The organism is Cohnella cellulosilytica, assembly GCF_042431195.1.
GTDB classification, from domain to species: domain Bacteria; phylum Bacillota; class Bacilli; order Paenibacillales; family Paenibacillaceae; genus Cohnella; species Cohnella cellulosilytica.
Genome location: NZ_JBHMDN010000028.1, coordinates 45,977 through 71,632, shown reverse-complemented (window position 1 = coordinate 71,632; position 25,656 = coordinate 45,977). Strand labels below are relative to the sequence as shown.

Below are 25,656 nucleotides of genomic sequence, written 5' to 3'. Positions count from 1 at the left end.
GTGGAAACCCTCCTTCGAAATATAGAAAACACCCTCAACCGCCGATCCTCCGCTAGGGGCGGATTAACGGTGCGTAGAGGGTGACTCCGCAAGGTCACTGCTTGAACTCTCTTTTTCCGAGCTTGATTCAATTGCCTTTCCTATTTTATAGCAATAGGGCGGACAAATGCAATGGCGAATATGAGACAATTGACGCTGTATAGCGTTAAAGGGCTAAAAAACTATTTTCCCGACGAAAAAAACGGCAATTGAGGAAGCTGTTCGTTCGCGTAAAACCTCGCTTTTACTTCGTTGAAGTAACCGCTCGTCACCGCTTCGGTGCTGATCAGCAAGTCCGCCACGGCGTTGAAGCTTTTGATTTTTCTTTTGTCCGCCTGCCCGGAGACGATGAACTGATCGACCTTGGCGGTCAGATCGTGGGGCAGGTAGTCGGTCAGAACCGCCTGCTCGCTCATATAATCGGAAGAAGCCTTCAGCTTGACGATAAGCGGCAAGCTTTTCCATTGCGCGATCGAGATGACGTCCTGATTCTCGACGCCGGCCGGGATGTCCGCGTTAACGGATTCCGCCCATTTGAGCATCGAGCCGAAGTAATCCTGCTGCGCGCTCAGCGAGAACTTCAGCGCTTCCTTGTAATACGAGTTGGCGTCGATCGCGTCGAGCGTCGCCTGCGCCGAGCCTTCGTTCGCTTTCGCGGCCAGCTCGGCGAAGCCCTCCTCGAACAGCTTCAGGCTTTTCAGGTAGTCCGTCTGCGCTGCCTTTAACTGCGGGGAGATCGGCGCAACATAAACCCCTTTGATTTCGTCGTATTTACGCTTGGCGGATTTGGAGAGCTGCTTGAGCGTCGCCGAGCGATCGGAGGTCGAATCGCCCAACCACTTGTTCCGGGTATCCAGCCAATCGTTATGAAATTCACGATAGGACAAAAATACGGTATGATAGAAGGAAACCAGGTCTTGCTGTTGATAAGCGTTCGGCTCCGGCGAAGCGGCCGCCTCGACGGCCGCCTCGGGTGCGCGGCCCGCCTCGGCGCGGTCGGTGCCGACTTTGACTCCGTAGAAAAAAGCGCCGATCGCGATAACGAGCATGAGCAGGAAGGCTAGGGAGAACATAAGATCAGAACGGTTTAGACGCTTTTCCATCGGTGGCTCCTTTAAATTAACGTTTCTTTGTAGTTGAGTAGTCCTAGTATAGAAAAAATCGTGAAGCTTGAACATACAAAATTTTACATAAATCGAGGAACCATGAGAAAATTCGACATTCGCAACATCAAGATTCGCAAAGTAACGGTCGATCAATTAAATGACCGGATGCTGCTGGCCAATTTGTACTTTACTCAGGCGCTTACCCTTATTATCGGAATCGTGTGGATTTTATTTCAGCGGAGAAACCCTCTGGAGCTGCTTATTTTTCCGCGAACGTACGAATTCGCGCTGTGGGGGGCGGGATTGGCGGCGCTCGTGCTGCTGTTCGACTTGTCCATTTCCCGGTTTGTGCCCGAGGAGGCGTCCGACGACGGGGGGGTTAACGAGCGGATTTTCAGAACCCGGCCGGTATGGCACATCGCGGCGATCTCCTTCGTCGTGGCGGTGTGCGAGGAGCTGCTGTTCCGCGGAGCGATTCAGCATGCGTTCGGCGCTTACTGGACCAGCATTCTGTTTGCGGCGATCCACGTTCGTTACCTGCGCCACTGGATTCCGACCGGAATGGTGTTCGCGATCAGCTACGGGCTGGGCTGGATCATGGACGGGACGGGGACGTTATGGGCGCCGATAACGGCGCATTTCCTGGTGGATTTTATTATGGGATGCATTATACGTTTTCGGAGGGAAGAGAAATGAAGGAAGACCAGGCGTCCTCCTTGTCGGCATGGGACCGCTACGTGTCGGCCAAGAAAGCCGCGTTCGCCGCAGAGGATTCGGGAGAGCCTTTAACGATGGATCAATTGGAGGAGGCGATCGCCCAGGCCGCGGCGAGCGCGGGCATACCGGAGACCGGCATGCCCCCGCGGGCCGAAGTCCATCCCGTCAAACGAAGCCAGCTCTCGAAATGGTTTTATTTGACGTTGGTCGTCCTGTTCGCCCTGCTCGTGGCCGGCTTGCTCTGGTGGGGGCAGCATCAGCAGATTGCCCCGTAGCCGCCCCGGCGTCACAATTCGGTGTCGATCGCGTTCGGGTCGACGAACGAATAGCCTTTGTCTTCGAGCTGCGTCAGCAGGTCGTCCAGCGCTTTGCCCGTCCAAGGCAGCTCGTGCATCAGAATGTTGCTGCCCGGATGCAGCTGCTCCATGACGTTGTCGATGATCGCTTGCGGCCGCTTGTCCTCGGCGACTTTGCCCATATCCCAGTCCAGCGAGCCGTTCGACCAGGTCATGAACAGCAGGCCGTTGTCCTTGGCGACCTGGCGAACGGAATCGTTCGAGGACGCGTGGGGAGGACGGAAGAAAATCGGAGCTTTGCCGGTAAGATCCTTGACGATCTCCTGCACGCTCTCGATCTGCTCCTTGATCTTCGGAGCCGATTCCTTCTTGAGCTCGATGTGGTCCCAGGAATGGTTGCCGATCACCTGGCCGCGCTCGTCGATCTCTTTCAGCAGCTCGGGATTGGCCTTGACCCGATAGCCGTTCACGAAGAAGATCGCTTTGGCGTGGTGCTTGTCCAGCGTATCGAGCAGAGGATCGAGCGTTTCCGGCGCTTTCGGTCCGTCGTCGAACGTCAGCAGCACCACTTTGTTGTCGGTCTTCTCTTTGTCGATGGGGACGATAAAATAATTTTTGTTCATTTTATACGTTTTCTCCGGTTCGGCCTGTTCAGGCTCGGTGCTTTCCTCAGGCTCCCGGGAGGCGGCGGATTCCGTCGGCGGCGCTTCGGACGAAGCGGGCGGAGAGGCGCTCTCGGTCGCGGCGGAGGCCGGCGGGGAAGCCTCGGGGGAAGCGGACGCATCGGGCGTCGAGGCGCCGCTGCAGGCCGAGGTCAGCGCTCCGAGCAGCAGCAGTGAAGTGCAAGTCGCAATCAGTCGTCGATTCATGTTGGAATTCCTCCGTTTGTCGTTCGTTGGCTTGTACGATTGTATCATAAAACGGCCGGGCTTCGACAGCGGCCGCTTTCCTTATTTTGACGAGCATGCGCGGGACGGACGAAGCCACACTAAGAGCAACAAGGAGGTGGCAAGGTTGAAAATAGGGGCTTTCGTAATGGGCGGATTGGCCGGCGCGGCGCTGGCCGTATGGGTTCAGCGCAATCGCAGGATGTCCTCGGCCGCCGCGGCCATGGGAGAGAACGTCAAGAAGCGCATGCTCGGCATGAAGGACGACGCCGTCGAGAAGGCGATGAACATGAAGTTTGCGAGCAGCTTCCGCCGCATCGGCGAGCATCGCGACGAGCATCGTTCCTCGCATGACGAACGTTCCGCTTCGCGCGCCCGCGACGGCGGCGAAGGCGGAATGGAGCAGATCCGCAATCTGATCTCGCAGGACGCCGAAGTCGGCCGGGAGGTCGAGGAAATTTTGAAAGAGAACGGGCATTCGCATCCGCATAATTAAGACAGCCCGTCGATTGCCGACGGCATCGTTCTCCCGCGGGAAGGGGGAACGATGCCGTTTTTTTGTGATTCGAGGGTTTTCCCTAGTGCATTTCCGCCGGAGAAATGATAACATGTTGTCAAGTAAGTTTCATTCACGCATTATATGCTTAATCATAAGCTGTTATCACCGGCAGAAGGAGGATCCTGTCATGAGGATGGAGCGGCTTAGCCAAGACAAGATTCGGATTTTCCTCACGTTCGACGATTTGACGGAGCGCGGGATCCAGAAGGAAGACATGTGGCGCGAAATTCCCAAAGTGCACGAGTTGTTCAGCGAAATGATGGATCAGGCGTACAACGAGCTCGGATTCGACGCGTCTGGGCCGCTTGCCGTAGAAGTGTTCGCCATGCCTGCGCAGGGAATGGTCGTGATCGTCACCCGCGGCAAGCTGGAGCGGGACGCCGAGTCCGCGGGCGAAGACGAAGAGGAAGTATACGAACTCGAAGTGACGCTTGAACAGAGCGAAGCCATCATATATCGCTTCAAGGACATCGAAGACGCGATCGGCGCCTCGAAGACGCTGGCCGGACGGCTGACGGAAGAAGGCAGAATGTACCGCTACCAGAACCAGTGGGTGCTCGTCTTCGACCCCGCCGGTCTGGAGAGCTCGAGCTACCATGCCTTGATCGCCGTGCTTGCGGAGTATGGGGAAGCGACTTCGATTACGCCTGCCGTGCTGGAGGAGTACGGGAAGCTGGTCATCGAATCCAATGCGATTCGGGTATTGGCGGAGCACTTCTCGAACTGATCCGCACGCGGAATATTGGAGCGACGAAGGAGTTGTCGGCGGCTGCCGGCGGCTCTTTTTGTCGTGGCGTGCGTTTTCGCGAAAATTCATCCAAATTCACTAAAAGTTCTTTTTTTACTAGGTTCTTTTTGCTGTTATAATAAAGGGAAGGAAAGGGGGACGACAGCGGAATGCTGCTTGTGTCGGTACTGGCGGCGGCGATTGTGCCCGGCTTCGCGTTATTGGCGTATTTCTACTGGAAGGACCGCTACGACACCGAACCGATCCCGATCGTGCTGAAAATGTTCATGTTCGGCGTGCTGATCGTGCTCCCGATTATGATCGTGCAGAGGAGCCTTGTGCTCTGGTGGGGAGAATCGCCCTTCCTTTATTCCTTTCTTATCTCGTCCGGCGTGGAAGAGTTTTTCAAATGGTTCGTGCTGTATCATATTATTTATAACCATACGGAATTCGACGAGCCTTACGACGGAATCGTGTACGCCGTAGCCGTCTCGCTCGGCTTCGCCACGCTGGAGAACGTGCTGTACGCCTTCCTGCAGCCGGCTACCTTCGGAACGCTGTTCATGCGGGCTTTGCTGCCGGTTTCGGGACATGCCTTGTTCGGCGTGCTGATGGGCTACTCGCTGGGCAAGGCCAAGTTTTCCGTCGGCAAGCGCGTCAAGGTTCATCTGTGGCTGGCTTTGCTCATTCCGGTCGTATGGCACGGGTTTTACGATTTTATGCTGCTTACGTTTCCGCCGACCTGGCTGTGGATGGCCGTTCCGTTCATGTTCCTGCTGTGGTTTATCGGCATGAGAATGGTGAACAGCGCCAACGCGGTGTCTCCGTTCCGCTTTCTTAAGCGGGAGGAAGAGGTTAAATTTTAGCCGATCGGTTCATACTGGAGAAAGGGAATATCCGGTATGAAGGAGAGGATGCCCGATGTCGCAGCGGCTGAAGGTGACCATTCGGTGCAATCGGTGCCATGAAAAATTCGTTTTGCGCGGACGCAGGGAACGGGGAAAGGTAGACACCGGGTTTAAGATGTGTCTGTGCAGCAACGCGGAAGATTTCGAGATCGAAGAGGAAGCGCTCGTATGACGGGGCGGCTTCCTCTTCTTTGCGTTTCGGCGGCCCGCGCATAATGTGAGGCTCATCTTCCCAAAATAACGGCATCACATTTGTGGGAATGAAAGGGGTCGGCTTCGCATGTATGCACGATTGAGTTCCATTATGTTCCCGATCGCGACGCTTCTGTTCGTTGGAGCCATCGTCTGGGGTTATCAGGAGCACCAGGAGAAAAATTCGATTTTGATCAAGGCGGAAAACCAGTATCAGCGCGCGTTTCACGACTTGAGCCACCATATGGGGCGGCTGCACGACCAGCTTGGCGAGACGCTGGCCGTATCCTCGGCGTCCCACGGGATGCAGCGCAAAGGGCTCGTCAACGTCTGGAGATTGACGAGCCAGGCGCAGAACGAGATCAACCAGCTTCCGCTCGCGCTGCTGCCGTTCAACAAGGCCGAGCAATTTCTGTCGCGGATTTCCAACTTTGCTTATCGGACGGCTGTCCGCGATCTGACGAAGCAGCCGCTGTCGTCCGATGAAATGAAGCTGATGAAATCGCTGTACCAGACCTCCGATTCAATTAACCAGGAGTTGGGCAAAGTCCAGGACGCGGTCATTCAGGACCGGCTGCGCTGGATGGACGTGGAGGTCGCGATGGCCAGCGAGAACGGGCCGAACGACAATACGATCATCGACGGCTTCAAGGCGATGGACAAGCAGATGGGCGCTTATCCGGAGTCGGATTGGGGGCCTTCGGCGATGTCGACCGACCGCGAGCTGAGTACGGCCGGACTGGAAGGCAAGCAGATGACGCCGGAGGAGATCAAGCGCAAAGCGCTCGAATTTCTGGGACCGCAGGCCAGGGGCGGCGAAGTCAACGTCAGCGAGGACGGCGGGGAGACGGAAATGGCCGCGTTCACGGTGTCCGTCAAAGGGAGCGAAGGCGCGTCGATCCAGCTCGATTATACGCGCAAGGGCGGACACTTGCTCTGGTTCATGAATCCGCGGGACGTCAAATCGCGTAAAATCAACTTCGATACCGCGCGCAACAAGGGCTCCCAATTTCTGGTCAGGCACGGCTACAAAAACATGACGCCGATCGCGTACGACGAATACGACCACGTCGCCGTGTTCACCTATGCTGGCACGATCGACGGAGTGAAGATTTATCCGGATAAGGTGACGGTGCGGGTGGCGCTGGACAACGGCGAGGTGGTCGGTCTGCAAGCTCGAGATCACGTGTTCGCCCCGAAGCTGCTGACCCCCGGCAAGCCCAAGCTGACGAAGGAACAGGCGCAGAAAGGGCTTAATCCCGATTTCCGAATCGAAAACCACTCGCTGGCCGTTATCGAGAACGACATGCGGGAGCCGACGCTGTGCCATGAGTTCGTGGGCAGAGTAAACGACCACCGCTACCGGATTTATTTGAACGCGGACACCGGGCTGGAGGAAAATATCGAACAGATCGCGGACGCGGAGAAGACGCTTTACCAATGAGCGCGGCGCGACGGGGCTGTCCCGTAAGAACAACGGCTTAAGATGATCGATATGCAAAGAAGGGGGATGCACCTCCTGGAGAATGCCTCATACGCTTCTGAAATCACCGATTAACGGGTTAACCCTTCCCATTTCAGGAGCGTATGGCACCGGAAGGAGGTACATCCCCCTTGCACCTTGTTCATCGATTTTCTTTATCAAGCAGCTTGGTCAGCTTGCGGGACGGCTTCTTCGTCATTCCCGAAATTCCGCGCCCGTGTTATAATATGGCAGTACGCGAACGAATTTTCTCCGAACATGCCTACGTGGAGGGTTATGGGTGCTGCCGAAAATCAATCAAATGATGTACATACAGACCGAATCCGACTCTGATGCCGAGCCCGTGACGCTTCGCTCCCGCGTGGCGGACGAGGACGACTCGAACATTTACATCGAGATTCCCCTGAACGAGAGCAACCGCCGTTTATACAGAACGAGCGTGGGGGAGCGTCTGCAGGTTTATTATTTTACCCAGGACGGAGTCAAGCATCTGTTTGAGACTACCGTCGAGGGGTATCGCAAGGAATCGGTCTCCCTCGTCGCCATCCGCAAGCCCGACCCCGAACAGATCACGAAGGATCAACGACGCCGCTTTCTGCGGGTGGAAACCAATCTGGAGATTGCCGTCAAACTCGGAGACAAGATGCGTTTCGTGGCCGTTACCGAAGATTTGGGCGGAGGGGGAGTGTCCTTCCTCTGCGAGCGCAAATGGCCGCTGGAGCCGAATGTCCTTCTCACTTGTTGGTTATTATTAAACTATAGGGGCGCCTCGATCGCGCACGCCCATTTCGAAGGAGAAGTGGTAAGGGTGCTTCCGATCGAACCGGACAGGCATTTGGTCATGCTGCGGTTTGCGAATATTACCGAATCCGACCAGCAGAAGATCGTTCGTTACTGCTTCGAGCGCCAATTGGAGCTGCGGAGGGAATAACCGGAACGCGTCGCCCCTGAAGCGGATCTGGAGGATTGAGGAAATGGCGGCTGAACGGAAAGGGTCCGAGCCTGCCGATTTTACGGCGTGGTCGGACCGCGCGGAAAGATGGATCGTCGCAGGAATCAAGGCGCTTGTCGTGCTGCTGATCGCGTCCCAATTGGCGTTGCAATTTCCGGGAATCCGGCAGTGGCTGACGACAACGGACCGTACGGAGGGGGTTCCCTACCGGAATCAGTCGCGATGATCGTCTTGTTTTTTTGCATAGAATGAGGCCCTGTGGTATAATTTTCTCGATCCATGCAGGCTCAGCCTGCCTTATTTTTTGAACGCAAGGTTGTTTCTTGTTGTCGGCATGTAGGAGGCTAGTTGTTCGCTCATGAACGAATCTCACATTCATCGGATCAATATCGCGATCGACGGGCCCGCGGGTGCCGGCAAGAGCACGGTGGCCCGCAAGGTGGCAAGCGCCCTTCAATATGTCTACATAGATACGGGAGCGATGTACCGGGCGGTTACGCTGAAGGTGCTTGAATCCGGATTGTCGACGGACGACGATGCGGCTGTCGGCCGCCTGGCGGACGGACTGGACATCGCGCTTCTCCCGGGGGACGAGGCGCAGCAGGTTCGCGTGAACGGCGAGAACGTCACCGCGCTGCTCAGATCGCTGGAGATCAACCGCAACGTTTCTTTCGTGGCCAGGCTGCCGCGGGTTCGCTCGCGAATGGCCGAGCTGCAGCGCCGCATGGCTCAAGGCAAGGGCGTCGTCATGGACGGCAGGGACATCGGCACCCACGTGCTGCCCGATGCCGAATTGAAGGTGTTTCTCACCGCATCCCCGAGAGAACGGGCGACGCGGCGGTTCCGCGAATTGGAGCCGGGAACGGAGATTACGCTGAATCAACTGGAACGGGAAATCGCGGAACGCGACCGGCTCGACCGAGAGAGGGCCATCGCGCCTCTCCTCCAAGCCGCGGACGCCCGCCTGCTGGACTCGACCGGCATGACGGCGGACGAGGTGGCGGAACAAATCGTGCAATGGGGACTTGCCGCGGCACGAACCATTTCGGCGGAGGAGAAGTAGACTATGTTATACCGGATCGCAAGGGCCATTCTCCGGGTCCTGTACGGGCTGCTCTATCGATTGGAGGCCAGGGGAGTCGAGAACATTCCCCGCGAAGGTCCCGTCGTGCTGTGCAGCAATCACAGAAGCTTGCAAGATCCCATCACTTTGGGGGTATGGGTGCCCCGCAAAGTTCATTATATGGCCAAGGAAGAGCTGTTCCGCATTCCGCTCTTCGGATCGTTGATCCGGGCGGTAGGCGCGTTCCCCGTCAAGCGCGGGGGCGTGAGCAAGGAAGCGATTCGCACGGCGATCACGCTGCTGCAAGGCGGCAATGTGATGGGGATTTTCCCGGAAGGCACGCGCAACGAGACGGTCGGCATGGGCAAGCGGGGAGCCGTTACGATGGCGGTCCGCGCCAAAGCGCTCGTCGTACCGGTCGCCTTGGTCGGGAAGTATCGTATTTTCCGCAAGATGTACGCGGTATACGGGGCTCCGATCGATCTGGCGCCTTACGCGGAGCAAGGCACGACCGAAAGCATGGAGGAAGCGACCGAGTTGATCATGTCCCGAATCAAGGAAATGATGAAGACGGGAAGGCCGGCATCCTGACGGATGCATGTTTCTTGCAGGAAACCCTCATACTAAAGGCATTATTTGGTTCTCATGTTTTCGGGTAAGTAAGATTTAAGCGCCGCGCGGCGCGAGTCCGAACAAGTCCGGGCTGCGCGGGTTTAAATAAAGTTGGGGTAGATCCGAGGAGGTAATTTTCATGTCTGAAGAAATCAACGTCCAGGAAACTGCGGCAGATCAGGCGGCGGACAACGTCAGCCAGGACGCACTGGAGAATGTCGTAACCTTGAAGAAAGGGGACACCGTGAAAGGTACGGTGGTCAAAATCGACGACAACCAAGCGTACGTTAGCCTTGGATATAAATACGACGGCGTTATTCCGTTGCGCGAGCTTTCTTCCGTAAGCCTCGATAACGCGGCCGAAGCGGTGCAGATCGGCCAAGAGGTCGAAGCGAAAATCGTCAGCATCAACGACGCCAAGGAATCGCTCGTGCTGTCCAAGCGCCAAGCGGACGCTCCGCGCGCCTGGGATGAGCTGCAAGCGAAGTTCGACGGCGGAGAAGCTTTCGAAGTCGTCGTAACCGACGTCGTCAAGGGCGGTCTCGTCGCCGACGTAGGCGTGCGCGGATTTATTCCGGCATCCATGGTGGAGCGTCACTTCGTCGAGGATTTCAGCTCCTACAAGGGCCGCACGATCAAGGTTAAGGTCAAAGAAATCGACCGCGAGAACAACAAGGTCATTCTGTCCGCCAAAGACGTGCTGGAAGCCGAGTACGAAGAGAAGAAGCAGCAGATCATGAGCGGCCTCGAGCCGGGTCAAGTGCTGGAAGGCAAAGTGCAGCGCCTGACTCCGTTCGGCGCGTTCGTCGACATCGGCGGCATCGACGGCCTCGTGCACGTCTCCGAGATGGCTTGGCAGCATGTCGCCCATCCTGCGGACGTCGTCTCCGAAGGACAGGACGTTAAAGTCAAAGTGCTGAAGGTCGATCCTTCGATCGGCAAAATTTCCTTGAGCATCAAAGCCGCTCAACCGGGTCCTTGGGAATCGGCGGTCGGGAAATTCAACATCGGCGATATCGTCACCGGCGTCGTCAAGCGTCTCGTCAGCTTCGGCGCGTTCGTTGAAATCGCACCGGGCGTAGAAGGACTCGTTCACATTTCGCAAATCGCGCATCGCCATATCGCGACGCCTTACGAAGTGCTGAAGGAAGGCCAGGAAGTCCAGGCGAAGGTGCTCGACTTCAATCCGTCCGAGAAGCGCGTTTCCCTGTCCATCAAGGAAACGGAAGAAGCTCCGGCCCGTCCGGAACGCGAAGCCCGCGCTCCTCGCGCCCCGCGCGAAGAGACGAACCTGCCTCCGGCGGAAAGCATGAGCTTTAACCTCGGAGAGCGCTTCGGCGACAAGCTGAGCAAATTCAAGTAATTTTAGCTTCGATCATCGACGGAGTCCTCCCGCTTGCGGGAGGGCTCCTCTTTGCGTTTTGCAGTTTATGACGGCTGCGGCATTTTCCGGGCCATCCGGCGCATACTACCGAATGGAGGTGGGGAGATGTCTCCGTTATACGGAGCCGCGTTTATGTGGCTGATCGCCGCGATCTTGTGGTGGAGCGGCTGGAGGGAAGAGGCGACGCGGGATTCGCCCAATTGGGCGACAGGCCTTTTCCTGGCGGTATGGCCTCTGGCCTGGCTCGGCCAAGTGCCGCTCGCCGAATCCGCGGCGGTGAACGGAGCCTGGGCGTGGACGCTGCTGTTCGTCGCTCTGCTCGGCTGGCGCATGCCGGCGGCCCGCAAGTGGACCTCCGTCTCCGGCGGGCTGCTGATCGGCTCCATCGCCTTCCTGGCCGGCAGATTGGCCTTGCTTTCTTCCGGGTTCGCCACGGAAGCTTCGGCCTGGGCGATCGCGGCGATCATCGGCTTGCTGGCCGCCCTGCTGCTTCGCTCCGCGTCCGAGCAGGTTCTGGCGATTACGGTCTGCCTCGTTCTGAAGGAAGCCGCCGGCATGCTGCTGCGCGGGCAGGCGGATGCGCCGCCGGATCTGCTGCCGATCGAAAGCCTGCAAGCGTGGTGGATCGCCGTACTCGGCTCCAGGCTGTGGACGGCATGTGTGAAGGCGGCGGGGGAGCTGACGAGAAAATGGGCGATCAGGTCGGGCGGAGGAAGAGGAGGACAACGTTCATGATGCTGGATTGGCTGCATTCCCACAAGGAGCTGACCGCCGTCGCCATGGGGACGACGTTCGGCATGCTGGCCAGAGTTTCGATGCTGAGAAGCGATTACCGTCAGTATCCGGCGTATCCGCACGGCAAGATCATCCACCTGGCGCTCGGGCTGATCGCCGGCGCTCTCGGGGCCGTCGCCGTGCCGGCTTTATTCAATAAGGATTATACGGCGATCACCTTCCTGTCGCTGGCGGCCCAGCAGTTCAGGGAGGTCCGCAGCATGGAGCGCAGCACGCTGACGGCGATCGACGCCCTGGAGCTCGTCCCGCGGGGGGCGGCGTACATCGAAGGAATCGCCGTCGTGTTCGAAGGCCGCAACTACCTGGCGATCGCCGCCGCGCTGCTGACGAGTCTGTTCGCGCAATGGATTCACTGGGGGGCCGGCCTCGCCGCGGGAATCGCGGCCTTGATCGTGTCCCACCTGTTCATGAAGGGCAAGAAAATTTCCCGCATAGCCCGCGTCGAGAGAGCTCCGGTCAAGCTGGAAGGTCCGGACCTGTACGTCGGGGACATCTACATGATGAACGTCGGGCTGGACGAGAACCGGGAAATCATCCGCGAGCAGGGCATCGGGTTTGTCCTGACGCCCAAGAGCGACGACGCCAAGGTGACGATCGCCAATCTCGGGCAGCGGCAGGCGATCCTCCACGACGTGTCGACCCGTCTCGGCGTATATCGGGACGACGGCGACCCGGGCCTGCTGCCGATCGCCAAGCTCGGTCTGCGGACGGGGCAGCTCGGACTTCTCGTGCTGCCGCGGGAGAAGGACGAGGACAAGGTTTACGAGGCGGTCAGCGGCGTCCCGCTGCTGGAGGCGGCCGTGCGCAAGCCGACCAAAGCGAACCGCAAGAGCACGGAGGCGAAGCCGCATGGGTAAAATCGTAGGCATCGTGACGACGAAGCCCGAACAGGTCGGAGGAGGGGCCCCGATCTTTTACGCGAAGGACAGGGAAGCGCTGCAGCAGGTCGCCCATCTGCTGGAGAAAATTCTCGATTGCGCGGCGCACACCCTCCATGAGGACCTGTTCATTATCGTCGAGAGGGAATAGGCGAAAATGGCAATATTCGTTAGCCAAGCCGGGCGATTTTTGGTATGATGTAGGTTGCGATTGTTTCAGATTTCGGCCTTCCCCGCAGCGGGGCGGCCCGGATCTATTGAGGAGTGGAGAACAACATGGCAAGACCGATCATTGCGATCGTAGGGCGACCCAATGTCGGCAAATCTACGATTTTTAACCGGATTATCGGCGACAGATTGGCTATCGTCGAAGACAAGCCGGGCGTTACGAGAGACCGCCTGTACGGAACGGGAGAATGGAACGGGCGGTCCTTTAACCTGATCGATACCGGAGGCATCGAGATCGAGGGAGAGGACAGCTTGCTGCGTTCCGTGCGGATGCAGGCGGAGCTCGCGATCGAAGAGGCCGACGTGATCGTATTTATGGTCGACGCCAAAGCCGGCGTCACGAACGCAGACGAGGAAGTCGCGCAGATCCTGTTCCGGTCGCGCAAGCCGATTGTGCTCGGCGTGAACAAGGTCGACAATTTGCAGCGCATGGACGATATTTACGAGTTTTACTCGCTCGGCTTCGGGGAGCCGCTGCCGCTGTCCGGGGCCCACGGGACCGGCTTCGGAGATTTGCTGGATGCGGCCGTAAGCAAGCTGCCAGTCAAGGAAGAACAGGAATACAACGACGACGTCATCAAGGTTGCGCTGATCGGCCGTCCGAACGTCGGCAAGTCGTCGCTCGTCAACGCGATTCTCGGAGAAGAGCGCGTCATCGTGAGCGACGTCGCGGGCACGACACGCGACGCCATCGATACGCCGTTCGAGAAGGACGGCCAGAAATACGTGCTGATCGATACGGCCGGCATGCGCAAGCGCGGCAAAGTGTACGAGTCGACGGAGAAATACAGCGTCATGCGGGCGATGCAGGCCATCGAGCGGGCGGATGTCGCGCTGGTCGTCATCAACGGAGAAGAAGGCATTATCGAGCAAGACAAGCATATTGCCGGATACGCGCACGAGAACGGCAAAGCCGCCGTTTTCGTCGTGAACAAGTGGGATGTCGTCGAGAAGAACGACAAGACGATGCAGCATTTTACGAACTCGATCCGCGAGCAGTTTCTGTTCATGACGTACGCTCCGGTCGTCTTTCTGTCCGCGCTCACGAAGATGAGGCTGACGAAGCTGTTCCCGGTTATCAATCACGTGGCCGAGCAGCATGCCCTTCGCGTGCCTACGAACGTGCTGAACGACATCATCACCGATGCGATCGCGATCAATCCTCCGCCGACGGACAAGGGGCGCCGGCTGCGGATCAACTACGCGACGCAGATTGCCGTCAAGCCTCCGACGATGCTCATTTTCGTCAACGACCCCGAATTGATGCATTTTTCTTATGAGCGCTATTTGGAGAACAAGATCCGCGCGGCGTTCGCATTCGAGGGCACGCCGCTCAGGCTGTTCACTCGTAAGAAGTCCGATCAGGAATAGGGGAGACGTACGTGTTAAACACGATTATCGCGATTATCGTCAGTTATTTGCTCGGCTCGATTTCATTCAGCATTCTTGCCGCCCGGTGGCTCAAGAAGATCGATATCCGGGACCACGGCAGCGGCAACGCGGGAGCGACGAATACGCTGCGGGTGCTGGGCAAGGGGCCGGCGATCGGCGTCTTCCTGCTCGACATCGCCAAGGGCTCGGCCGGCGTGCTGCTCGGCATGTGGCTCGGCGAAGGGAACGCGGCCGTGGAGGTCGCCTGCGGCCTGGCCGCGATTGCCGGGCACAATTGGCCGATTTATTTTCGCTTTAAGGGCGGCAAGGGCATCGCGACGACGATCGGCGCCCTGGTCGTATGGGCGTTCCTGCCGACGCTTGTCGCCGGCATCGTGGCCATTCTCGTCATCGCGCTGACCCGTTACGTTTCTCTCGGCTCGATGATTTTTGCCGCGCTGCTTCCGCTTCTCGTCTTTCTGTTCGACAAAGACCCCGCGTTTCTGTGGGGCGCGCTCGTCGTGGCCGTGCTGGCGATCTACCGCCACCGCAAAAACATCGTCAAGCTGATCAACGGCACGGAAAACAAACTCGGCGGCGGCAAAAAGGGTGAGCCTCATGGCGCTTAAGAAGGTTGCCGTCCTCGTGGCGGGCAGTTGGGGCACGGCGCTCGCGCGCGTGCTCGCGGACAACGGCCATCGCGTCCAGCTCTGGACGCGCAATCCGGCGCAGGCCGACGAGATCAATCGGCTGCGCCGCAACGAGAAGTTTCTTCCCGGCGCGGAAATTCCGGACGGCATCGCGGCGACGACGGACCTGTCCGCGGCCGTTCGGGACGCCGCGGCGGTGCTGTTCGTGTCCCCGTCCTCGGCGATGCGCGACGTCGCCCGGCAAGCGGCCGCCTTTATTCCGCGGGACGCGCTGGTTGTCCACGCGACCAAAGGCTTCGAAACCGACAGCCTGAAACGGATGTCCACCGTGCTGTCGGAGGAGCTCGGCCGCCCCGAGCAGCAGATTGTCGTGCTGTCGGGACCCAGTCACGCCGAGGAGGTCATTCGGCGGAATCCGACGACGGTTGTTGTCGCGGCGAAGGAGATCGCCTGCGCGGAAGCGGCGCAGGACCTGTTCATGAACGACTCATATTTCCGAGTTTACACGAATCCGGACATCGTCGGGGTCGAGACGGCCGGCGCGATCAAAAATATCATTGCGCTGGGGGCGGGGCTGTCCGACGGCCTCGGCTACGGGGACAACGCGAAGGCCGCGCTGATCACGCGCGGCTTGGCGGAGATCGCCAGGCTGGGCGAGGCGATGGGCGCCCATGCGCTCACGTTCGCCGGGCTGGCCGGCGTCGGGGACTTGATCGTCACCTGCACAAGCCGGCACAGCCGCAACTGGCGAGCCGGCTCCATGCTCGCCCAGGGGCTGCCGCTGGACGAGGTGCTGACGCGGATGGGAATGGTCGTCGAGGGAGTCAGAACGACGAAATCGGCTTACGTCCTCGCCCGCCGTCACGGCGTCGAGATGCCGATTACCGATCAGCTCTACGCCGTACTGTTCGAGGAACGCCCGCCGGGGCAAGCGGTGGAGGCGCTGATGGGCCGGGTCAAGACGCACGAGATCGAAGAGGTCGCCGGGGAAGCCCGCAGAGGCCGGACGCCGGGCTGACTCCGCCGCGAAACAAAATCGCCCACACCATCCTGTTTCTCTCCTCATAGGATGCAATGCAAACACCCGGAGGAGGGGAAGCATGGACAAATTTCCGAAGGATCTGCTGGGCGCAGTCAATAAAAAAACGGGCAAAAACATTTCCGAGAAATCGATCAAAAAGATCGCCAGCGGAGTAACGTCAGGCACGATGCAGAGCGACGCCCAACTCAGGCAGCTGATCAAACAGGTGTCCTCCATGGCGAACGTTCCGGTATCGGAAGATACGATCAAGGAAATTATCGGCGCCGTGAAAAAAAGCGGAATGAATCTGAACAGCCTGGAGTCGCTCGTCAAAATGATGATCAAGAAGTAGGCGGCCCGCGTGTCGCCGCATGGCGAATGCCGGCGGCGCGCGGGTTTTCTTGATGACGGGACGCCGAAGACGCGGCTTTCTGCGTCTTGCCGGCGTTTTTTTTGTCAGGACTCGTGTCGAATGGTATAATAGTAAGCATTTGAGCAGGTTGGATGAGAGAGGGAGACGAATGGTGCTGGCAATGCTTCAGACGTATGCGGCGGCCAAGCTGGACCCGATGGGCAAAATGTGGATGTCCTTCGTCGGGATCGGGCTGATGGTCATCGCGGCTCTTATAATTACATACGCGCGCAGCAAAACGAAAGGCTGGGTACGCCTCGTCTTGACGCTCGTTGCCGTCGTGGTGCTGATCTACGGCATGATCTGCGGTCTTATTTCTATCGTATAGCTCGAATGGGGGGGGGCGGCTGACATCATTACTTTAACGGGACGAACCCTCACGAAATCCGTCGACGTGCAAATCGGCAAAAGCCTGCTTCGGCATGCGCAAGAGGCGGAAGTAGACTGGCAGTTCAACTGCTCCCGGGGGACCTGCGCCAGGTGCCGCTGCATCGTGCAGGAGGGGGCCGACTTGCTCTCGGAGTCGAGCGACGCGGAATGGGACCGGCTCGGTCCGGATGAGCTCGATGCCGGCTATCGGCTGGGCTGCCAGGCGCTTGTCGAACGGGACGGCGTAATTAAGGCTGTCAACAAGACGTATTTTTAAGACTAGAATGGAAGTGGCCGAAATGGGGAGCGAGGTTCCGGCAGAGGCTCTGGCAGAGCTTGCGGCCCTGCTGGGGAGCGAAGAGGTCGTCTACGTGATCGGGGGCAGCACCGGGCTGGCGCTGCGCGGGGCGGAGCTGGGCAGGCCGCCCCGGGATCTCGACGTCTATGTGGACGAAGAGGATGTCGGAGACGTTCACCGGCTGCTGCGCCCGTACGCGCTGGACGTTCCGGAGAGCAGCGTTACGGAGAGATACCGCTCCACGCTGTCCCATTACCGGATAGCGGGAGCGATGGTCGAGTTGGTCGGCGGTTTCCGGGTGTCGGCGCGCGAGTCGGTGTATAAGACGGAAGTAAGAGAGGTCCTTCATCCCGGATGCGACTTGATTGGGCTGGAGGGAACCGGGCTGCCGGTCGTTCCTCTCGGGCACGAGCTGATCTTTAACCTGCTGCGGGAGCGGCTGGACCGCGCGGAGATCGCCGGCAAGCTGATCGCCGCTTCGCCGGAGAAGCACGTGCCGAAGCTGCGGCTGCTGCTGGATCGCAACCGGCTGGCTCCGGAGATCGGCGAATGGGCGCTGCGGCTCGCGGAAGCCGCAGCCCCGGGGACGCGGGAGGAACGATCTTGACTCGGCGGCTGGAGGTGCGATTCGAGCCGGACGGCCGCAGCGCGTCCGTTCGGCCCGGCTCGACGCTGCTGGAGGCTTCGCGCCGGGCCGGCGTCTCGATACGCACCCGCTGCGGAGGCGTCGCGGGCTGCTTGATGTGCAAGGTGAACGTGCCGGATGAGCAGGCGGCGTTCCTGAGCCCGCCGACGCAGGCCGAAATCCGGAAGCTGGGCTCGCTGCTGTCCCAGGGCGTACGGCTGAGCTGCCAGGCGCGCGCGCAGGGCGACGTCGTCGTCGCCGTGCCCGAGGATCCGCTTAAGGCGGCGATTCGCAAGAAGCTGGCGGAGCAGCAGGAGGACGATTGGTGGAGTTAGCGGAAATGCAGGGGGATAGAGAAATGAAGATTCGTAATCGGCATACGGTCGGATTGACGCTTGCGGCGCTGCTGCTTGCGCTCCTGACGGGCTGTCTGTACCCGGAGGACCAGACGCCGCGCAACGATGCGACGGCCAGGGAAGCGGTCCTGACGGTGCAGGACGCCGTCGATCGTTATCGGGAGCAGACCGGCGTGCTTCCGATCGAGAACGCGGACGAGACGGTTCCGCTCTATGAGAAATACAAAATCGATCTCGGCAAGCTTAAGAGAATGGGCTATATCGGCCATATTCCTTCCGCGGCTTTCGAGAACGGCGGCAAGTATCAGTTTCTGATCGTCGACGAGGAGACGAAACCTCTCGTCAGACTGCTCGATGTGGCCGTCTTCCAGGCGGTGGACGGCGTGCAGAAGAAGATGGACCAGTATCGTTCGTCCCGGGGCAACCGGCTCGCGGCCGGCGACGAAATGTATCCGGGTTTTCGCGCGGTCGACTTCGGCAAGCTGGGCATGCGCGATCCGGAAATCCGCAGCATGTTCTCGAATCAGACGCTGAACTGGCTGGTGGACGAGCAAGGAGCGGTCTATGCGGACTACGGGATCGATATTGCGACGGCCATCGCGAAAACGGAAGCCGAGCCGGGAGCGGACGAGGATCTTCGGCGGGTGCTGATCGATGCTTCCTATTTCGTGCCGGTGCGCTCTCCGGAGTATCGCCGGGTCGGCGGAGAGCCGCAAGCGGTCGCGCCGCAAGATTAGTTTTATTTCATAAAAGACAAAGAGAGATGACATACGTGTCTCTCTTTTTTCATATGCTCATGGGGGAAACAAACGAAAGAGCGGCGGGCGCGGCTTGCTTGCCGGCAAACATTTTGTGCGGGCGGCGTCATATTCGTGGCAATCGCACATACAATGTTACCAGTCCAAGTTCGTGTACGAGTTCCGCCCTGACGGCGGGTCACGAAAGTTTCGCGATTACGATGGGAGGGAATCTCAGTGGAAAAAGTGGACATTTTCAAGGATATCGCCGAACGCACCGGCGGCGATATCTACCTCGGGGTCGTGGGTGCCGTCCGCACGGGCAAATCGACCTTTATCAAACGGTTTATGGAAACCGTTGTTCTACCTAATATCGCCTTGGAGGCGGATCGGGTCAGAGCGATCGACGAGCTGCCGCAGAGCGCGGCGGGGCGCACGATCATGACGACCGAGCCGAAGTTCGTGCCGAATAACGCGGTGCAGCTTAGAGTGGCCGAGGGGCTGGAAGTGAACGTCAGGCTGGTCGATTGCGTCGGTTACACGGTCGACGGAGCGAAAGGCTTCGAAGACGAAGGCGGGCCGCGCATGATTACGACTCCGTGGTTCGAGGATCCGATTCCGTTCCAGGAAGCGGCCGAGATCGGCACCCGCAAGGTGATCCAGGAGCACTCGACGCTGGGCGTCGTCGTGACGACGGACGGCACGATCGCGGAAATTCCGCGCAGCGCTTACGTGGACGCGGAGGAACGCGTCGTGAGCGAGCTGAAGGAGGTCGGCAAGCCTTTCGTATTGATCGTCAACTCCGCGCGGCCGAGGAGCGAGGAAGCGCAGGCGCTTCGCGGCGAGCTGGCCGATAAATACGATATTCCGGTCATGGCGGTCAGCGCCGCCACAATGGGCGAAGAGGACGTCATGGGAGTGCTTCGCGAGGTGCTGTACGAATTCCCGGTACATGAAGTCAACGTGAATCTGCCAAGCTGGGTGATGGTGCTCAATGAAGGTCATTGGCTGCGCAGCGCGTACGAAAACTCCGTGCGCGAGACGGTCAAGGACATTCGCCGTTTGCGGGACGTGGAGCGCGTCGTCTCCCAGTTCATGGAGTACGACTTCGTCGCCCGGGCCGGCCTCAGCGGCATGAATATGGGCCAAGGCGTCGCCGAGATCGACCTGTACGCTCCAGACGAGCTGTACGACAGAATTCTGATGGAAGTCGTCGGCACGGAAATCCGCGGCAAGGATCATCTGCTGCAGCTGATGCAGGAGTTCTCCCACGCGAAGCGGGAATACGACCGGTTTTCGGAGGCGCTCGAGATGGTCAAGACGACCGGCTACGGCATCGCGGCTCCCTCCCTCGCGGAGATGGCGCTCGACGAGCCGGAGCTCATCCGCCAAGGCTCGCGCTTCGGCGTCCGGCTGAAAGCGACCGCTCCTTCGATTCACATGATCCGCGTCGACGTCGAATCCGAATTCGCGCCGATTATCGGCACGGAGAAGCAGAGCGAGGAGCTTGTGCGCTACCTGATGCAGGACTTCGAGAACGATCCGATCAAAATCTGGGAGTCCGACATTTTCGGCCGCTCGCTGCATTCCATCGTCCGCGAAGGCATCCAGGGCAAGATCGCGATGATGCCCGACAACGCCCGCTACAAGCTGCAAGAAACGCTTGGCCGCATCATCAACGAAGGCTCGGGCGGTCTGATCGCCATCATCCTATAAACGGTGCAAGCGAAGAAACGGGGCTGCCTCCCAAGGGCAGCTTCTTTTTTATTGTGCTCCCAATAATAAAACCGATTGACATACTGGGATTAACCGTTTATAGTAATTCTATCATTCATAGAGAGACATAAAATGGGAGGCACAAGAGAGATGAAACTAGGGAAATTCAAACCGGGCTGGATCGCGCTTGCACTGACGATCGTATTGGTGCTCGCCGCCTGCGGCCAAAAAGAAGAAAGCAACGCGGGGAGCTCCTCGCCGGCATCGCAATCTCCATCAGAGACCGCTCCCGAATCGGCCTCGGCCGAGCCGTCGCCGAGCGCAGACATCGAAGCGCTCAAGGGCAAGAGAATCGCACTCGTCATGCGCTTCAACACCGGCACGTTCTCCGCTCAGTACGTGGACGGAGTCAAGAAGCAGGCGGCGAAATATGGCGGCGAAGTAACCGTTCTGGCTTCCGAGAACGATCTTGCGAAGATGGCGGCGAACCTCGACTCCGCCGTTAATCAGAAGTTCGACGGCATCCTGGTCGACCATGGCGACGTCGGGGCTCTGACGAACGGGCTGAACAAGGCGAAGGAAGCCGGCATTCCGATCGTGGCGTTCGACTCGGGTCTGAACGATTTCGAAGGCATTACGAATCTGGCGCAGAACGACCAACTGTTGGCCGAGTACACGCTGGAGAAGCTGGCCGAAGAGGCCGGCGGCAAAGGCAATATCGTTAAAGTATGGGTAGCCGGCTTCCCTCCGATGGAAAGCCGTCAAATCGCCTATAAAGCCTTTACGGAGAAATATACGGACATTAAAGAAATCGCCGCTTTCGGCGACGCCACCAATCCGCAGCTCGACACCCAGAACAGAATGGAAGCCGTGCTGAAGCAGTATCCGAACAAGGGTGACATCACCGCGGTATGGGCGGCCTGGGACGAATTCGCCAAAGGCGCTTCCAACGCGATCAAGCAGGCCGGACGCGACGAGATCAAAGTGTACGGCATCGATCTGAGCGATGAGGATTTGAAGATGATTCAAGATCCGGCAAGCCCATGGGTGGCTTCCGCGGCGGTCGACCCGACTTCCATCGGAACGGTGCAGGTCCGGTATCTGTACCAGAAGTTCCACGGCGACGAGACCGACGCCGTCGTTCAGCTGGAGCCGGTATTCGTGCACCGCGATTCGCTTCCCGCGGATAAAGTCATCGCGACCGACGAGCTCTCCCAGTACGTCGACGGCTGGGGAAGCAGCGACCTTGGCAATACGGACTACTTGACGGCGCTGGAGCAATCGACGGGCGCGCAGTAATTCAGGCAGACGAAGGCTACGCAAGGCACGGCGCGGGTTCCTCTCCGCGCCGTTTCCTGCTGTTCATGCGACATTCACATCTCTTCGGGGAAAGGGGCAGGGTTCCAATGACGGCGCTCGACCAAGCTTCCGTGCTGCATATGAGAAACATTTCCAAGTCGTTCGCTGGCATTCGGGCGTTGAACAACGTGGATTTCAACGTTCGCGGCGGAGAAATTCACGCTTTGCTGGGCGCCAACGGCGCGGGAAAAAGCACTTTGATGAAAATATTGTCGGGAGCCTACGAATCCGACGAGGGCGCGATCGAGGTCGCAGGAAACGTTTGCGTCTTCCGGAGTCCGGCCGATTCGAAGAGGGCCGGCATCCACTGCGTATATCAAGAGGTGGACACTTCTCTGGTGGGCCATCTCAGCGTGGCGGAGAACATCTTCCTCGATCGCTTGGCCGCATCGGGCCAAAAGCTCTGGCTGCGCTGGGGCGAAATTTACGAGGAAGCGGGAAGGCTGCTTAAGCGGATCGGGCTGACGCTGTCCCCGCGGACGCTCGTTCGCGATTTGACATTGTCGGAGAAGCAGTTGGTGCTGATCGCGAGGCTGTACGCGGAGAAAGCCAAATTCGTCATTCTGGACGAGCCGACCGCTCCGCTCAGTCTCGAAGAAGCGGACAAGCTGTTCGGGATTATGGAAGAGCTTAAAGCCGCGGGCATCGGCGTCATTTTTATCTCGCACAGATTGCCGGAGGTGTTCCGGATTTGCGATCGGATTACCGTCATGAGAGACGGCGAGCGCGTGCTGACCGAGAACAAGACGGATATCGACGTCTCCGGCGTCGTCAGAGCGATGCTGGGCAGAAGCTTCGAGGAGGAATATCCGAAGCTGGAGACGACGCGCGGAGAGCCCGTGCTGGAGGTGCGGGGCCTCGAATCGGGGCGCCGGGTGCGCGGAGTCGATCTGGACGTTCGGCGCGGCGAGATCGTGGCCGTAGTCGGGCTCGTCGGCGCTGGGAAGACCGAGCTGTCCCGCGTGCTGTTCGGCGCCGACCAAGCGGATAAAGGGACGGTCTCCGTAGCCGGCAAGCCGGCCGATCTGAGCTCCCCCGCCGGAGCGGTAAAGTCCGGAATCGCGCTCGTACCCGAGGAGAGGCGCAAGGAGGGCATTCTTGTCCGGGAGTCCGTCCTGCACAACTTGAGCGCGCCTTTGCTCAAGACGGTCAGCAGATTTGGCTTTTTATCCGGAAAGGGCGAGCGCGGCTACGCCGACAAGCAGATCACCGATCTGGGCATCAAGACGCCGGCGGTTACGCAGATTACGGCATACTTGAGCGGCGGCAATCAACAGAAGGTCGCGATCGGCAAATGGATCGGCACCGAGGCCGACGTCTACCTGTTCGACGAACCGACCAAGGGCGTGGACGTGGGAGCCAAAAGCGACATCTTCCGGATCATCGGCAGGCTTGCGCAGGAGGGCAAAGGAATTTTGTATTTGACGTGCGAATTTGCCGAAGCGCTTGGCCTGGCGGACCGGATACTCGTCATGTGCGACGGGGCGATCGTAAAATCATTCAACCGCGGCGAGGCAACGCAAGAAGAGCTCTTGTATTATGCGAGTGCGGGACGGGAGGAATTCGCGTGAAAAATCGTCTGCTGCCGTTTACGTTCAAATACGGCGCGCTTATTTTTATTGGACTGGTCATTCTCTTCTTCTCGTTAACGAACGAGTATTTTTTCACGTACAACAACATCACCGACATTTTGCGCTCGATCTCGATCGTGACGTTCGTCGCCATCGGCGTGACGATCTCCCTCGCCGTGGACGGCTTCGATCTGTCCGTGGGCGCTACCGTATCGTTATCGACCGTAGTGACGGCCACGATGATGGTCTGGTACGAGATGCCGCTGGTCGTCGTGCTTGTCGTTCCGCTCGTCGTGGGCGCGCTGGTCGGCCTGCTGAACGCTTTGCTTATCGTGAAAATCCGCATCCCGGATTTGCTCGCGACGCTGGCGGTCATGTATATCGTCAACGGCATCCATAAGACGTATACGAAAGGCTATTCGATCTACGGCAACATGCCGATGCCGGACGGCTCGACCGCGCCCGGCGTCATGGACAAGTCGTTCCTCTGGATCGGTCAGGGCAAGCTGCTCGGCGTTCCGTTTCCGGTCATTCTGATGCTGCTCGCCGTCGTCGGCGCCCACGTTTTTTTCAAGTACACGCGCTGGGGCCGCCAGATGATCATCACCGGAGGCAACGAGGAAGCGGCTCGTCTGTCCGGCTTGAAGGTCAAACGCATTAGAACCTTCGCCTACGTCGCTTCCGGCGTCTTCGCGGCGATTGGGGGCATCCTGTTCGCTTCGCGGATCGGATCGGGACAGATCGATGCCGGCGCCCCGATGCTGATGGAGTCGGTGGCTGCCGTCTTCGTAGGTTATTCGGTGTTCGCGGCGGGCCGCCCGAACGTCGTCGGAACGTTCTTCGGCGCGGTGCTGATGGGCGTTCTCGTCAACGGCTTGACGATGATGAACGTGCAGTATTACACGAACGATATGATCAAGGGAGCGGTGCTCGTTCTGGCCCTTGCCGTCACTTTCATCCACCTGAATCGCCGTAAAACGGGCTGACAAACGGCCGAAATACGCGTCGCGCTTGAAACTTCGCGATTGCGGAGTGTATAATTTCTGATGAAACGGATAAAAAGATAACATGCCACGTATATTTTGGGGAGGTGAATGCTATGAATAAAACCGAATTGATTGCCAAGGTGGCCGAGTTGGCCGATCTGTCCAAGAAAGACGCGACGCAAGCGGTAGACGCCGTATTCGACGTCATTTCCGAGGCGCTGCAAAGCGGAGACAAGGTTCAACTCGTCGGATTTGGCAACTTCGAAGTTCGCGAACGTTCCGCCCGCAAGGGCCGTAACCCGCAAACCGGAGTCGAAATCGAAATTCCGGCCGGGAAGATCCCCGCATTCAAGCCGGGCAAAGCCCTTAAAGAAGGAATCAAGTAGGAGCTTCTCTACTCACCGACCTTTCAATAAGGCATTTTGCGGTCATAAGCACGCACAGACTATCTCTTGCCGCGTTTTCCTTCGGGAAGCGGCGGGAGATAGTCTTCGTTTTCGCTCGTCCAAGACTATTGCGCGTACGGAAGATCGTATGCTATAATCTCATTTGTGTCGCCTTGCCGGAATTCCAGCGGCGCGACGCGGTTACAAGGACGGGACGTGGCGCAGCCTGGTAGCGCGCACCCTTGGGGTGGGTGAGGTCGAGAGTTCGAATCTCTCCGTTCCGACCAGGTTTTCTGCTAGTCGGTTACATCTTGTCGTAGAGACGATTCTTCATCCCTGTCGGAAGGAGTTGTCTTTTTTTATTAGGACGCTCATGCTGCAAGCGAATGAAGGAGGCGAATCCGTGAACGAAGAGGCTATAGAAATCTTGAAAGCCCTGAAGACCGGTCAAGAGCTGCTGATCGCTAAAATCGACGGAATCGATGTAAGGCTTGCCAAGCTGGTTGATCTTCTGTCTGTCCGAACAACCCGGCTTCAAGCCAAACTGTAATTCCAAGCAGGTAATCGTACATAAGGACGGGACGTGGCGCAGCCTGGTAGCGCGCACCCTTGGGGTGGGTGAGGTCGAGAGTTCGAATCTCTCCGTTCCGACCATTGGCGATCCGTGAGAACAACGAGCTGCATGCTAAAAGATAATAAGAGCTATGATGGCAAGAGCGGCGACGAGCCGCTCTTTTTTGATGCGCAATTGATTTGGCGATTGCCAACATTTAGGGGGTATGGTACATTTCTTGGGGGTCATTCGTGCGATTTCAGTTGAGGTCGAGGACTCGAAATTTCTTGGTTCCGAATGTAACCGGGATTAGCGGATCGGGCTGCATATGCGGTGTGTAAGAACCGCGACAGGTGAATTATCGACTAGAAATATTACAATATATTTCAAGTTGGCATCAACGAAAAAACTCATTTATGC

Annotated in this window: 32 protein-coding genes and 2 tRNA genes; 32 read left to right on the top strand and 2 right to left on the bottom strand. The window is 58.5% G+C overall.

All coding sequences use genetic code 11. From position 1 onward, the window contains the following. Positions 1–221: 221 nt before the first annotated feature. Positions 222–1,142, bottom strand: a complete 921-nt coding sequence (locus ACFFT4_RS20055) for a hypothetical protein (protein ID WP_378050592.1) — start codon at positions 1,140–1,142, stop codon at positions 222–224. A gap of 102 nt (positions 1,143–1,244) precedes the next feature. Here ACFFT4_RS20055 and ACFFT4_RS20050 point away from each other — a divergent pair, with 102 nt between their 5' ends. Continuing rightward, a complete protein-coding gene (locus tag ACFFT4_RS20050) occupies positions 1,245–1,841 on the top strand; it encodes a CPBP family intramembrane glutamic endopeptidase (protein WP_378050591.1) in 597 nt (198 codons plus the stop codon). Then, on the top strand, positions 1,838–2,137 hold the full coding sequence (locus tag ACFFT4_RS20045; RefSeq protein WP_378050590.1) for a hypothetical protein: 300 nt from the start codon (positions 1,838–1,840) through the stop codon (positions 2,135–2,137). Before ACFFT4_RS20050 ends, ACFFT4_RS20045 begins: the two co-directional genes overlap by 4 nt. Before the next feature lie 11 nt (positions 2,138–2,148). Here ACFFT4_RS20045 and ACFFT4_RS20040 read toward each other — a convergent pair whose 3' ends face one another. Then, positions 2,149–3,027, bottom strand: coding sequence for a polysaccharide deacetylase family protein (locus ACFFT4_RS20040; RefSeq protein WP_378050589.1), 879 nt, complete (start codon positions 3,025–3,027; stop codon positions 2,149–2,151). 145 nt (positions 3,028–3,172) lie between these two features. On the opposite strand from ACFFT4_RS20040, the gene ACFFT4_RS20035 reads away from it, so the two are divergent. The 30 genes from ACFFT4_RS20035 to ACFFT4_RS19890 all read left to right on the top strand — a co-directional run bounded on the left by ACFFT4_RS20035 (position 3,173) and on the right by ACFFT4_RS19890 (position 25,337). Beyond that, positions 3,173–3,541 (top strand): hypothetical protein, encoded by a 369-nt coding sequence (locus ACFFT4_RS20035; RefSeq protein WP_378050588.1) that lies wholly within the window; start codon positions 3,173–3,175, stop codon positions 3,539–3,541. A 190-nt stretch (positions 3,542–3,731) separates the two neighbouring features. Further along, positions 3,732–4,331, top strand: coding sequence for a genetic competence negative regulator (locus ACFFT4_RS20030; protein WP_378050587.1), 600 nt, complete (start codon positions 3,732–3,734; stop codon positions 4,329–4,331). Positions 4,332–4,501: 170 nt separating this feature from the next. Further along, positions 4,502–5,197 (top strand): glutamic-type intramembrane protease PrsW, encoded by a 696-nt coding sequence (gene prsW, locus ACFFT4_RS20025; RefSeq protein WP_378050586.1) that lies wholly within the window; start codon positions 4,502–4,504, stop codon positions 5,195–5,197. Positions 5,198–5,252: 55 nt separating this feature from the next. Then, positions 5,253–5,411, top strand: a complete 159-nt coding sequence (locus ACFFT4_RS20020) for a hypothetical protein (protein WP_378050585.1) — start codon at positions 5,253–5,255, stop codon at positions 5,409–5,411. A 108-nt stretch (positions 5,412–5,519) separates the two neighbouring features. Further along, entirely contained in the window at positions 5,520–6,875 is a 1,356-nt protein-coding gene (gene ypeB / locus ACFFT4_RS20015) for a germination protein YpeB (RefSeq protein WP_378050584.1), read from the top strand. Between the two features lie 319 nt (positions 6,876–7,194). Further along, a complete protein-coding gene (locus ACFFT4_RS20010; protein ID WP_378050583.1) occupies positions 7,195–7,845 on the top strand; it encodes a flagellar brake protein in 651 nt (216 codons plus the stop codon). A gap of 43 nt (positions 7,846–7,888) precedes the next feature. Then, positions 7,889–8,092 carry a diadenosine tetraphosphatase gene (locus ACFFT4_RS20005; protein WP_378050582.1) on the top strand — a complete coding sequence of 68 codons (204 nt, stop codon included), beginning with the start codon at positions 7,889–7,891 and terminating at the stop codon, positions 8,090–8,092. 132 nt (positions 8,093–8,224) lie between these two features. Next, positions 8,225–8,929 (top strand): (d)CMP kinase, encoded by a 705-nt coding sequence (cmk, locus tag ACFFT4_RS20000; RefSeq protein ID WP_378050581.1) that lies wholly within the window; start codon positions 8,225–8,227, stop codon positions 8,927–8,929. A 3-nt stretch (positions 8,930–8,932) separates the two neighbouring features. Then, complete coding sequence (locus tag ACFFT4_RS19995; RefSeq protein ID WP_378050580.1) at positions 8,933–9,520, top strand: lysophospholipid acyltransferase family protein; 588 nt, start codon at positions 8,933–8,935, stop codon at positions 9,518–9,520. 160 nt (positions 9,521–9,680) lie between these two features. Next, positions 9,681–10,904, top strand: coding sequence for a 30S ribosomal protein S1 (gene rpsA, locus ACFFT4_RS19990; protein ID WP_378050579.1), 1,224 nt, complete (start codon positions 9,681–9,683; stop codon positions 10,902–10,904). A 126-nt stretch (positions 10,905–11,030) separates the two neighbouring features. After that, positions 11,031–11,660 (top strand): hypothetical protein, encoded by a 630-nt coding sequence (locus ACFFT4_RS19985; RefSeq protein ID WP_378050578.1) that lies wholly within the window; start codon positions 11,031–11,033, stop codon positions 11,658–11,660. After that, complete coding sequence (locus ACFFT4_RS19980; RefSeq protein WP_378050697.1) at positions 11,660–12,577, top strand: YIEGIA family protein; 918 nt, start codon at positions 11,660–11,662, stop codon at positions 12,575–12,577. Before ACFFT4_RS19985 ends, ACFFT4_RS19980 begins: the two co-directional genes overlap by 1 nt. Further along, positions 12,570–12,749: a capping complex subunit for YIEGIA gene (locus ACFFT4_RS19975; RefSeq protein WP_378050577.1), complete on the top strand. Its 180-nt coding sequence runs from the start codon at positions 12,570–12,572 to the stop codon at positions 12,747–12,749. Before ACFFT4_RS19980 ends, ACFFT4_RS19975 begins: the two co-directional genes overlap by 8 nt. A gap of 125 nt (positions 12,750–12,874) precedes the next feature. After that, a complete protein-coding gene (der, locus tag ACFFT4_RS19970; RefSeq protein WP_378050576.1) occupies positions 12,875–14,197 on the top strand; it encodes a ribosome biogenesis GTPase Der in 1,323 nt (440 codons plus the stop codon). An 11-nt stretch (positions 14,198–14,208) separates the two neighbouring features. Beyond that, positions 14,209–14,826 (top strand): glycerol-3-phosphate 1-O-acyltransferase PlsY, encoded by a 618-nt coding sequence (gene plsY, locus ACFFT4_RS19965; RefSeq protein ID WP_378050575.1) that lies wholly within the window; start codon positions 14,209–14,211, stop codon positions 14,824–14,826. Further along, the gene (locus ACFFT4_RS19960; protein WP_378050574.1) at positions 14,816–15,865 is read left to right on the top strand and encodes an NAD(P)H-dependent glycerol-3-phosphate dehydrogenase; all 1,050 of its coding nucleotides are present in this window, start codon (positions 14,816–14,818) and stop codon (positions 15,863–15,865) included. The genes plsY and ACFFT4_RS19960 overlap by 11 nt, the downstream gene beginning before the upstream one ends. Positions 15,866–15,947: 82 nt before the next feature. Continuing rightward, complete coding sequence (locus tag ACFFT4_RS19955; protein WP_378050573.1) at positions 15,948–16,220, top strand: stage VI sporulation protein F; 273 nt, start codon at positions 15,948–15,950, stop codon at positions 16,218–16,220. A 169-nt stretch (positions 16,221–16,389) separates the two neighbouring features. Then, entirely contained in the window at positions 16,390–16,608 is a 219-nt protein-coding gene (locus ACFFT4_RS19950; protein ID WP_378050572.1) for a DUF2768 family protein, read from the top strand. A gap of 24 nt (positions 16,609–16,632) precedes the next feature. Next, entirely contained in the window at positions 16,633–16,926 is a 294-nt protein-coding gene (locus ACFFT4_RS19945) for a 2Fe-2S iron-sulfur cluster-binding protein (RefSeq protein WP_378050696.1), read from the top strand. Positions 16,927–16,948: 22 nt separating this feature from the next. Next, complete coding sequence (locus ACFFT4_RS19940) at positions 16,949–17,554, top strand: nucleotidyltransferase family protein (protein ID WP_378050571.1); 606 nt, start codon at positions 16,949–16,951, stop codon at positions 17,552–17,554. After that, positions 17,551–17,907, top strand: a complete 357-nt coding sequence (locus ACFFT4_RS19935) for a 2Fe-2S iron-sulfur cluster-binding protein (RefSeq protein ID WP_378050570.1) — start codon at positions 17,551–17,553, stop codon at positions 17,905–17,907. The genes ACFFT4_RS19940 and ACFFT4_RS19935 overlap by 4 nt, the downstream gene beginning before the upstream one ends. Positions 17,908–17,930: 23 nt before the next feature. After that, on the top strand, positions 17,931–18,665 hold the full coding sequence (locus ACFFT4_RS19930) for a YphF family lipoprotein (protein ID WP_378050569.1): 735 nt from the start codon (positions 17,931–17,933) through the stop codon (positions 18,663–18,665). 237 nt (positions 18,666–18,902) lie between these two features. After that, positions 18,903–20,381 (top strand): stage IV sporulation protein A, encoded by a 1,479-nt coding sequence (spoIVA, locus tag ACFFT4_RS19925; RefSeq protein WP_378050568.1) that lies wholly within the window; start codon positions 18,903–18,905, stop codon positions 20,379–20,381. 150 nt (positions 20,382–20,531) lie between these two features. Beyond that, complete coding sequence (locus tag ACFFT4_RS19920; RefSeq protein ID WP_378050567.1) at positions 20,532–21,680, top strand: sugar ABC transporter substrate-binding protein; 1,149 nt, start codon at positions 20,532–20,534, stop codon at positions 21,678–21,680. A 107-nt stretch (positions 21,681–21,787) separates the two neighbouring features. Continuing rightward, positions 21,788–23,311 (top strand): sugar ABC transporter ATP-binding protein, encoded by a 1,524-nt coding sequence (locus ACFFT4_RS19915; RefSeq protein WP_378050566.1) that lies wholly within the window; start codon positions 21,788–21,790, stop codon positions 23,309–23,311. Further along, a complete protein-coding gene (locus ACFFT4_RS19910) occupies positions 23,308–24,297 on the top strand; it encodes an ABC transporter permease (protein ID WP_378050565.1) in 990 nt (329 codons plus the stop codon). The genes ACFFT4_RS19915 and ACFFT4_RS19910 overlap by 4 nt, the downstream gene beginning before the upstream one ends. Positions 24,298–24,350: 53 nt before the next feature. Further along, positions 24,351–24,683 (top strand): non-specific DNA-binding protein Hbs, encoded by a 333-nt coding sequence (gene hbs, locus ACFFT4_RS19905; RefSeq protein ID WP_417291708.1) that lies wholly within the window; start codon positions 24,351–24,353, stop codon positions 24,681–24,683. Between the two features lie 210 nt (positions 24,684–24,893). Further along, positions 24,894–24,970, top strand: a tRNA-Pro gene (locus ACFFT4_RS19900). Positions 24,971–25,086: 116 nt separating this feature from the next. Beyond that, complete coding sequence (locus tag ACFFT4_RS19895) at positions 25,087–25,233, top strand: hypothetical protein (protein ID WP_378050564.1); 147 nt, start codon at positions 25,087–25,089, stop codon at positions 25,231–25,233. A 27-nt stretch (positions 25,234–25,260) separates the two neighbouring features. Further along, positions 25,261–25,337 (top strand) — tRNA-Pro (locus tag ACFFT4_RS19890). Positions 25,338–25,656: the final 319 nt, after the last annotated feature.

Excerpts from the sequence above, each read along its gene's own strand:
- cmk (WP_378050581.1), top strand. The coding sequence starts at position 8,225 with ATGAACGAATCTCACATTCATCGGATCAATATCGCGATCGACGGGCCC.
- ACFFT4_RS20040 (WP_378050589.1), bottom strand. The coding sequence starts at position 3,027 with ATGAATCGACGACTGATTGCGACTTGCACTTCACTGCTGCTGCTCGGA.
- prsW (WP_378050586.1), top strand. The coding sequence starts at position 4,502 with ATGCTGCTTGTGTCGGTACTGGCGGCGGCGATTGTGCCCGGCTTCGCG.
- rpsA (WP_378050579.1), top strand. The coding sequence starts at position 9,681 with ATGTCTGAAGAAATCAACGTCCAGGAAACTGCGGCAGATCAGGCGGCG.
- ACFFT4_RS20005 (WP_378050582.1), top strand. The coding sequence starts at position 7,889 with ATGGCGGCTGAACGGAAAGGGTCCGAGCCTGCCGATTTTACGGCGTGG.
- ACFFT4_RS19955 (WP_378050573.1), top strand. The coding sequence starts at position 15,948 with ATGGACAAATTTCCGAAGGATCTGCTGGGCGCAGTCAATAAAAAAACG.
- ACFFT4_RS19975 (WP_378050577.1), top strand. The coding sequence starts at position 12,570 with ATGGGTAAAATCGTAGGCATCGTGACGACGAAGCCCGAACAGGTCGGA.
- ACFFT4_RS19995 (WP_378050580.1), top strand. The coding sequence starts at position 8,933 with ATGTTATACCGGATCGCAAGGGCCATTCTCCGGGTCCTGTACGGGCTG.
- ACFFT4_RS20045 (WP_378050590.1), top strand. The coding sequence starts at position 1,838 with ATGAAGGAAGACCAGGCGTCCTCCTTGTCGGCATGGGACCGCTACGTG.
- ACFFT4_RS19960 (WP_378050574.1), top strand. The coding sequence starts at position 14,816 with ATGGCGCTTAAGAAGGTTGCCGTCCTCGTGGCGGGCAGTTGGGGCACG.
- der (WP_378050576.1), top strand. The coding sequence starts at position 12,875 with ATGGCAAGACCGATCATTGCGATCGTAGGGCGACCCAATGTCGGCAAA.
- ACFFT4_RS19985 (WP_378050578.1), top strand. The coding sequence starts at position 11,031 with ATGTCTCCGTTATACGGAGCCGCGTTTATGTGGCTGATCGCCGCGATC.
- ACFFT4_RS20055 (WP_378050592.1), bottom strand. The coding sequence starts at position 1,142 with ATGGAAAAGCGTCTAAACCGTTCTGATCTTATGTTCTCCCTAGCCTTC.
- ypeB (WP_378050584.1), top strand. The coding sequence starts at position 5,520 with ATGTATGCACGATTGAGTTCCATTATGTTCCCGATCGCGACGCTTCTG.
- ACFFT4_RS19950 (WP_378050572.1), top strand. The coding sequence starts at position 16,390 with ATGGTGCTGGCAATGCTTCAGACGTATGCGGCGGCCAAGCTGGACCCG.
- ACFFT4_RS19930 (WP_378050569.1), top strand. The coding sequence starts at position 17,931 with ATGAAGATTCGTAATCGGCATACGGTCGGATTGACGCTTGCGGCGCTG.
- ACFFT4_RS20030 (WP_378050587.1), top strand. The coding sequence starts at position 3,732 with ATGAGGATGGAGCGGCTTAGCCAAGACAAGATTCGGATTTTCCTCACG.
- ACFFT4_RS19980 (WP_378050697.1), top strand. The coding sequence starts at position 11,660 with ATGCTGGATTGGCTGCATTCCCACAAGGAGCTGACCGCCGTCGCCATG.
- ACFFT4_RS19915 (WP_378050566.1), top strand. The coding sequence starts at position 21,788 with ATGACGGCGCTCGACCAAGCTTCCGTGCTGCATATGAGAAACATTTCC.
- ACFFT4_RS19920 (WP_378050567.1), top strand. The coding sequence starts at position 20,532 with ATGAAACTAGGGAAATTCAAACCGGGCTGGATCGCGCTTGCACTGACG.
- ACFFT4_RS20020 (WP_378050585.1), top strand. The coding sequence starts at position 5,253 with ATGTCGCAGCGGCTGAAGGTGACCATTCGGTGCAATCGGTGCCATGAA.
- ACFFT4_RS19940 (WP_378050571.1), top strand. The coding sequence starts at position 16,949 with ATGGGGAGCGAGGTTCCGGCAGAGGCTCTGGCAGAGCTTGCGGCCCTG.
- ACFFT4_RS20050 (WP_378050591.1), top strand. The coding sequence starts at position 1,245 with ATGAGAAAATTCGACATTCGCAACATCAAGATTCGCAAAGTAACGGTC.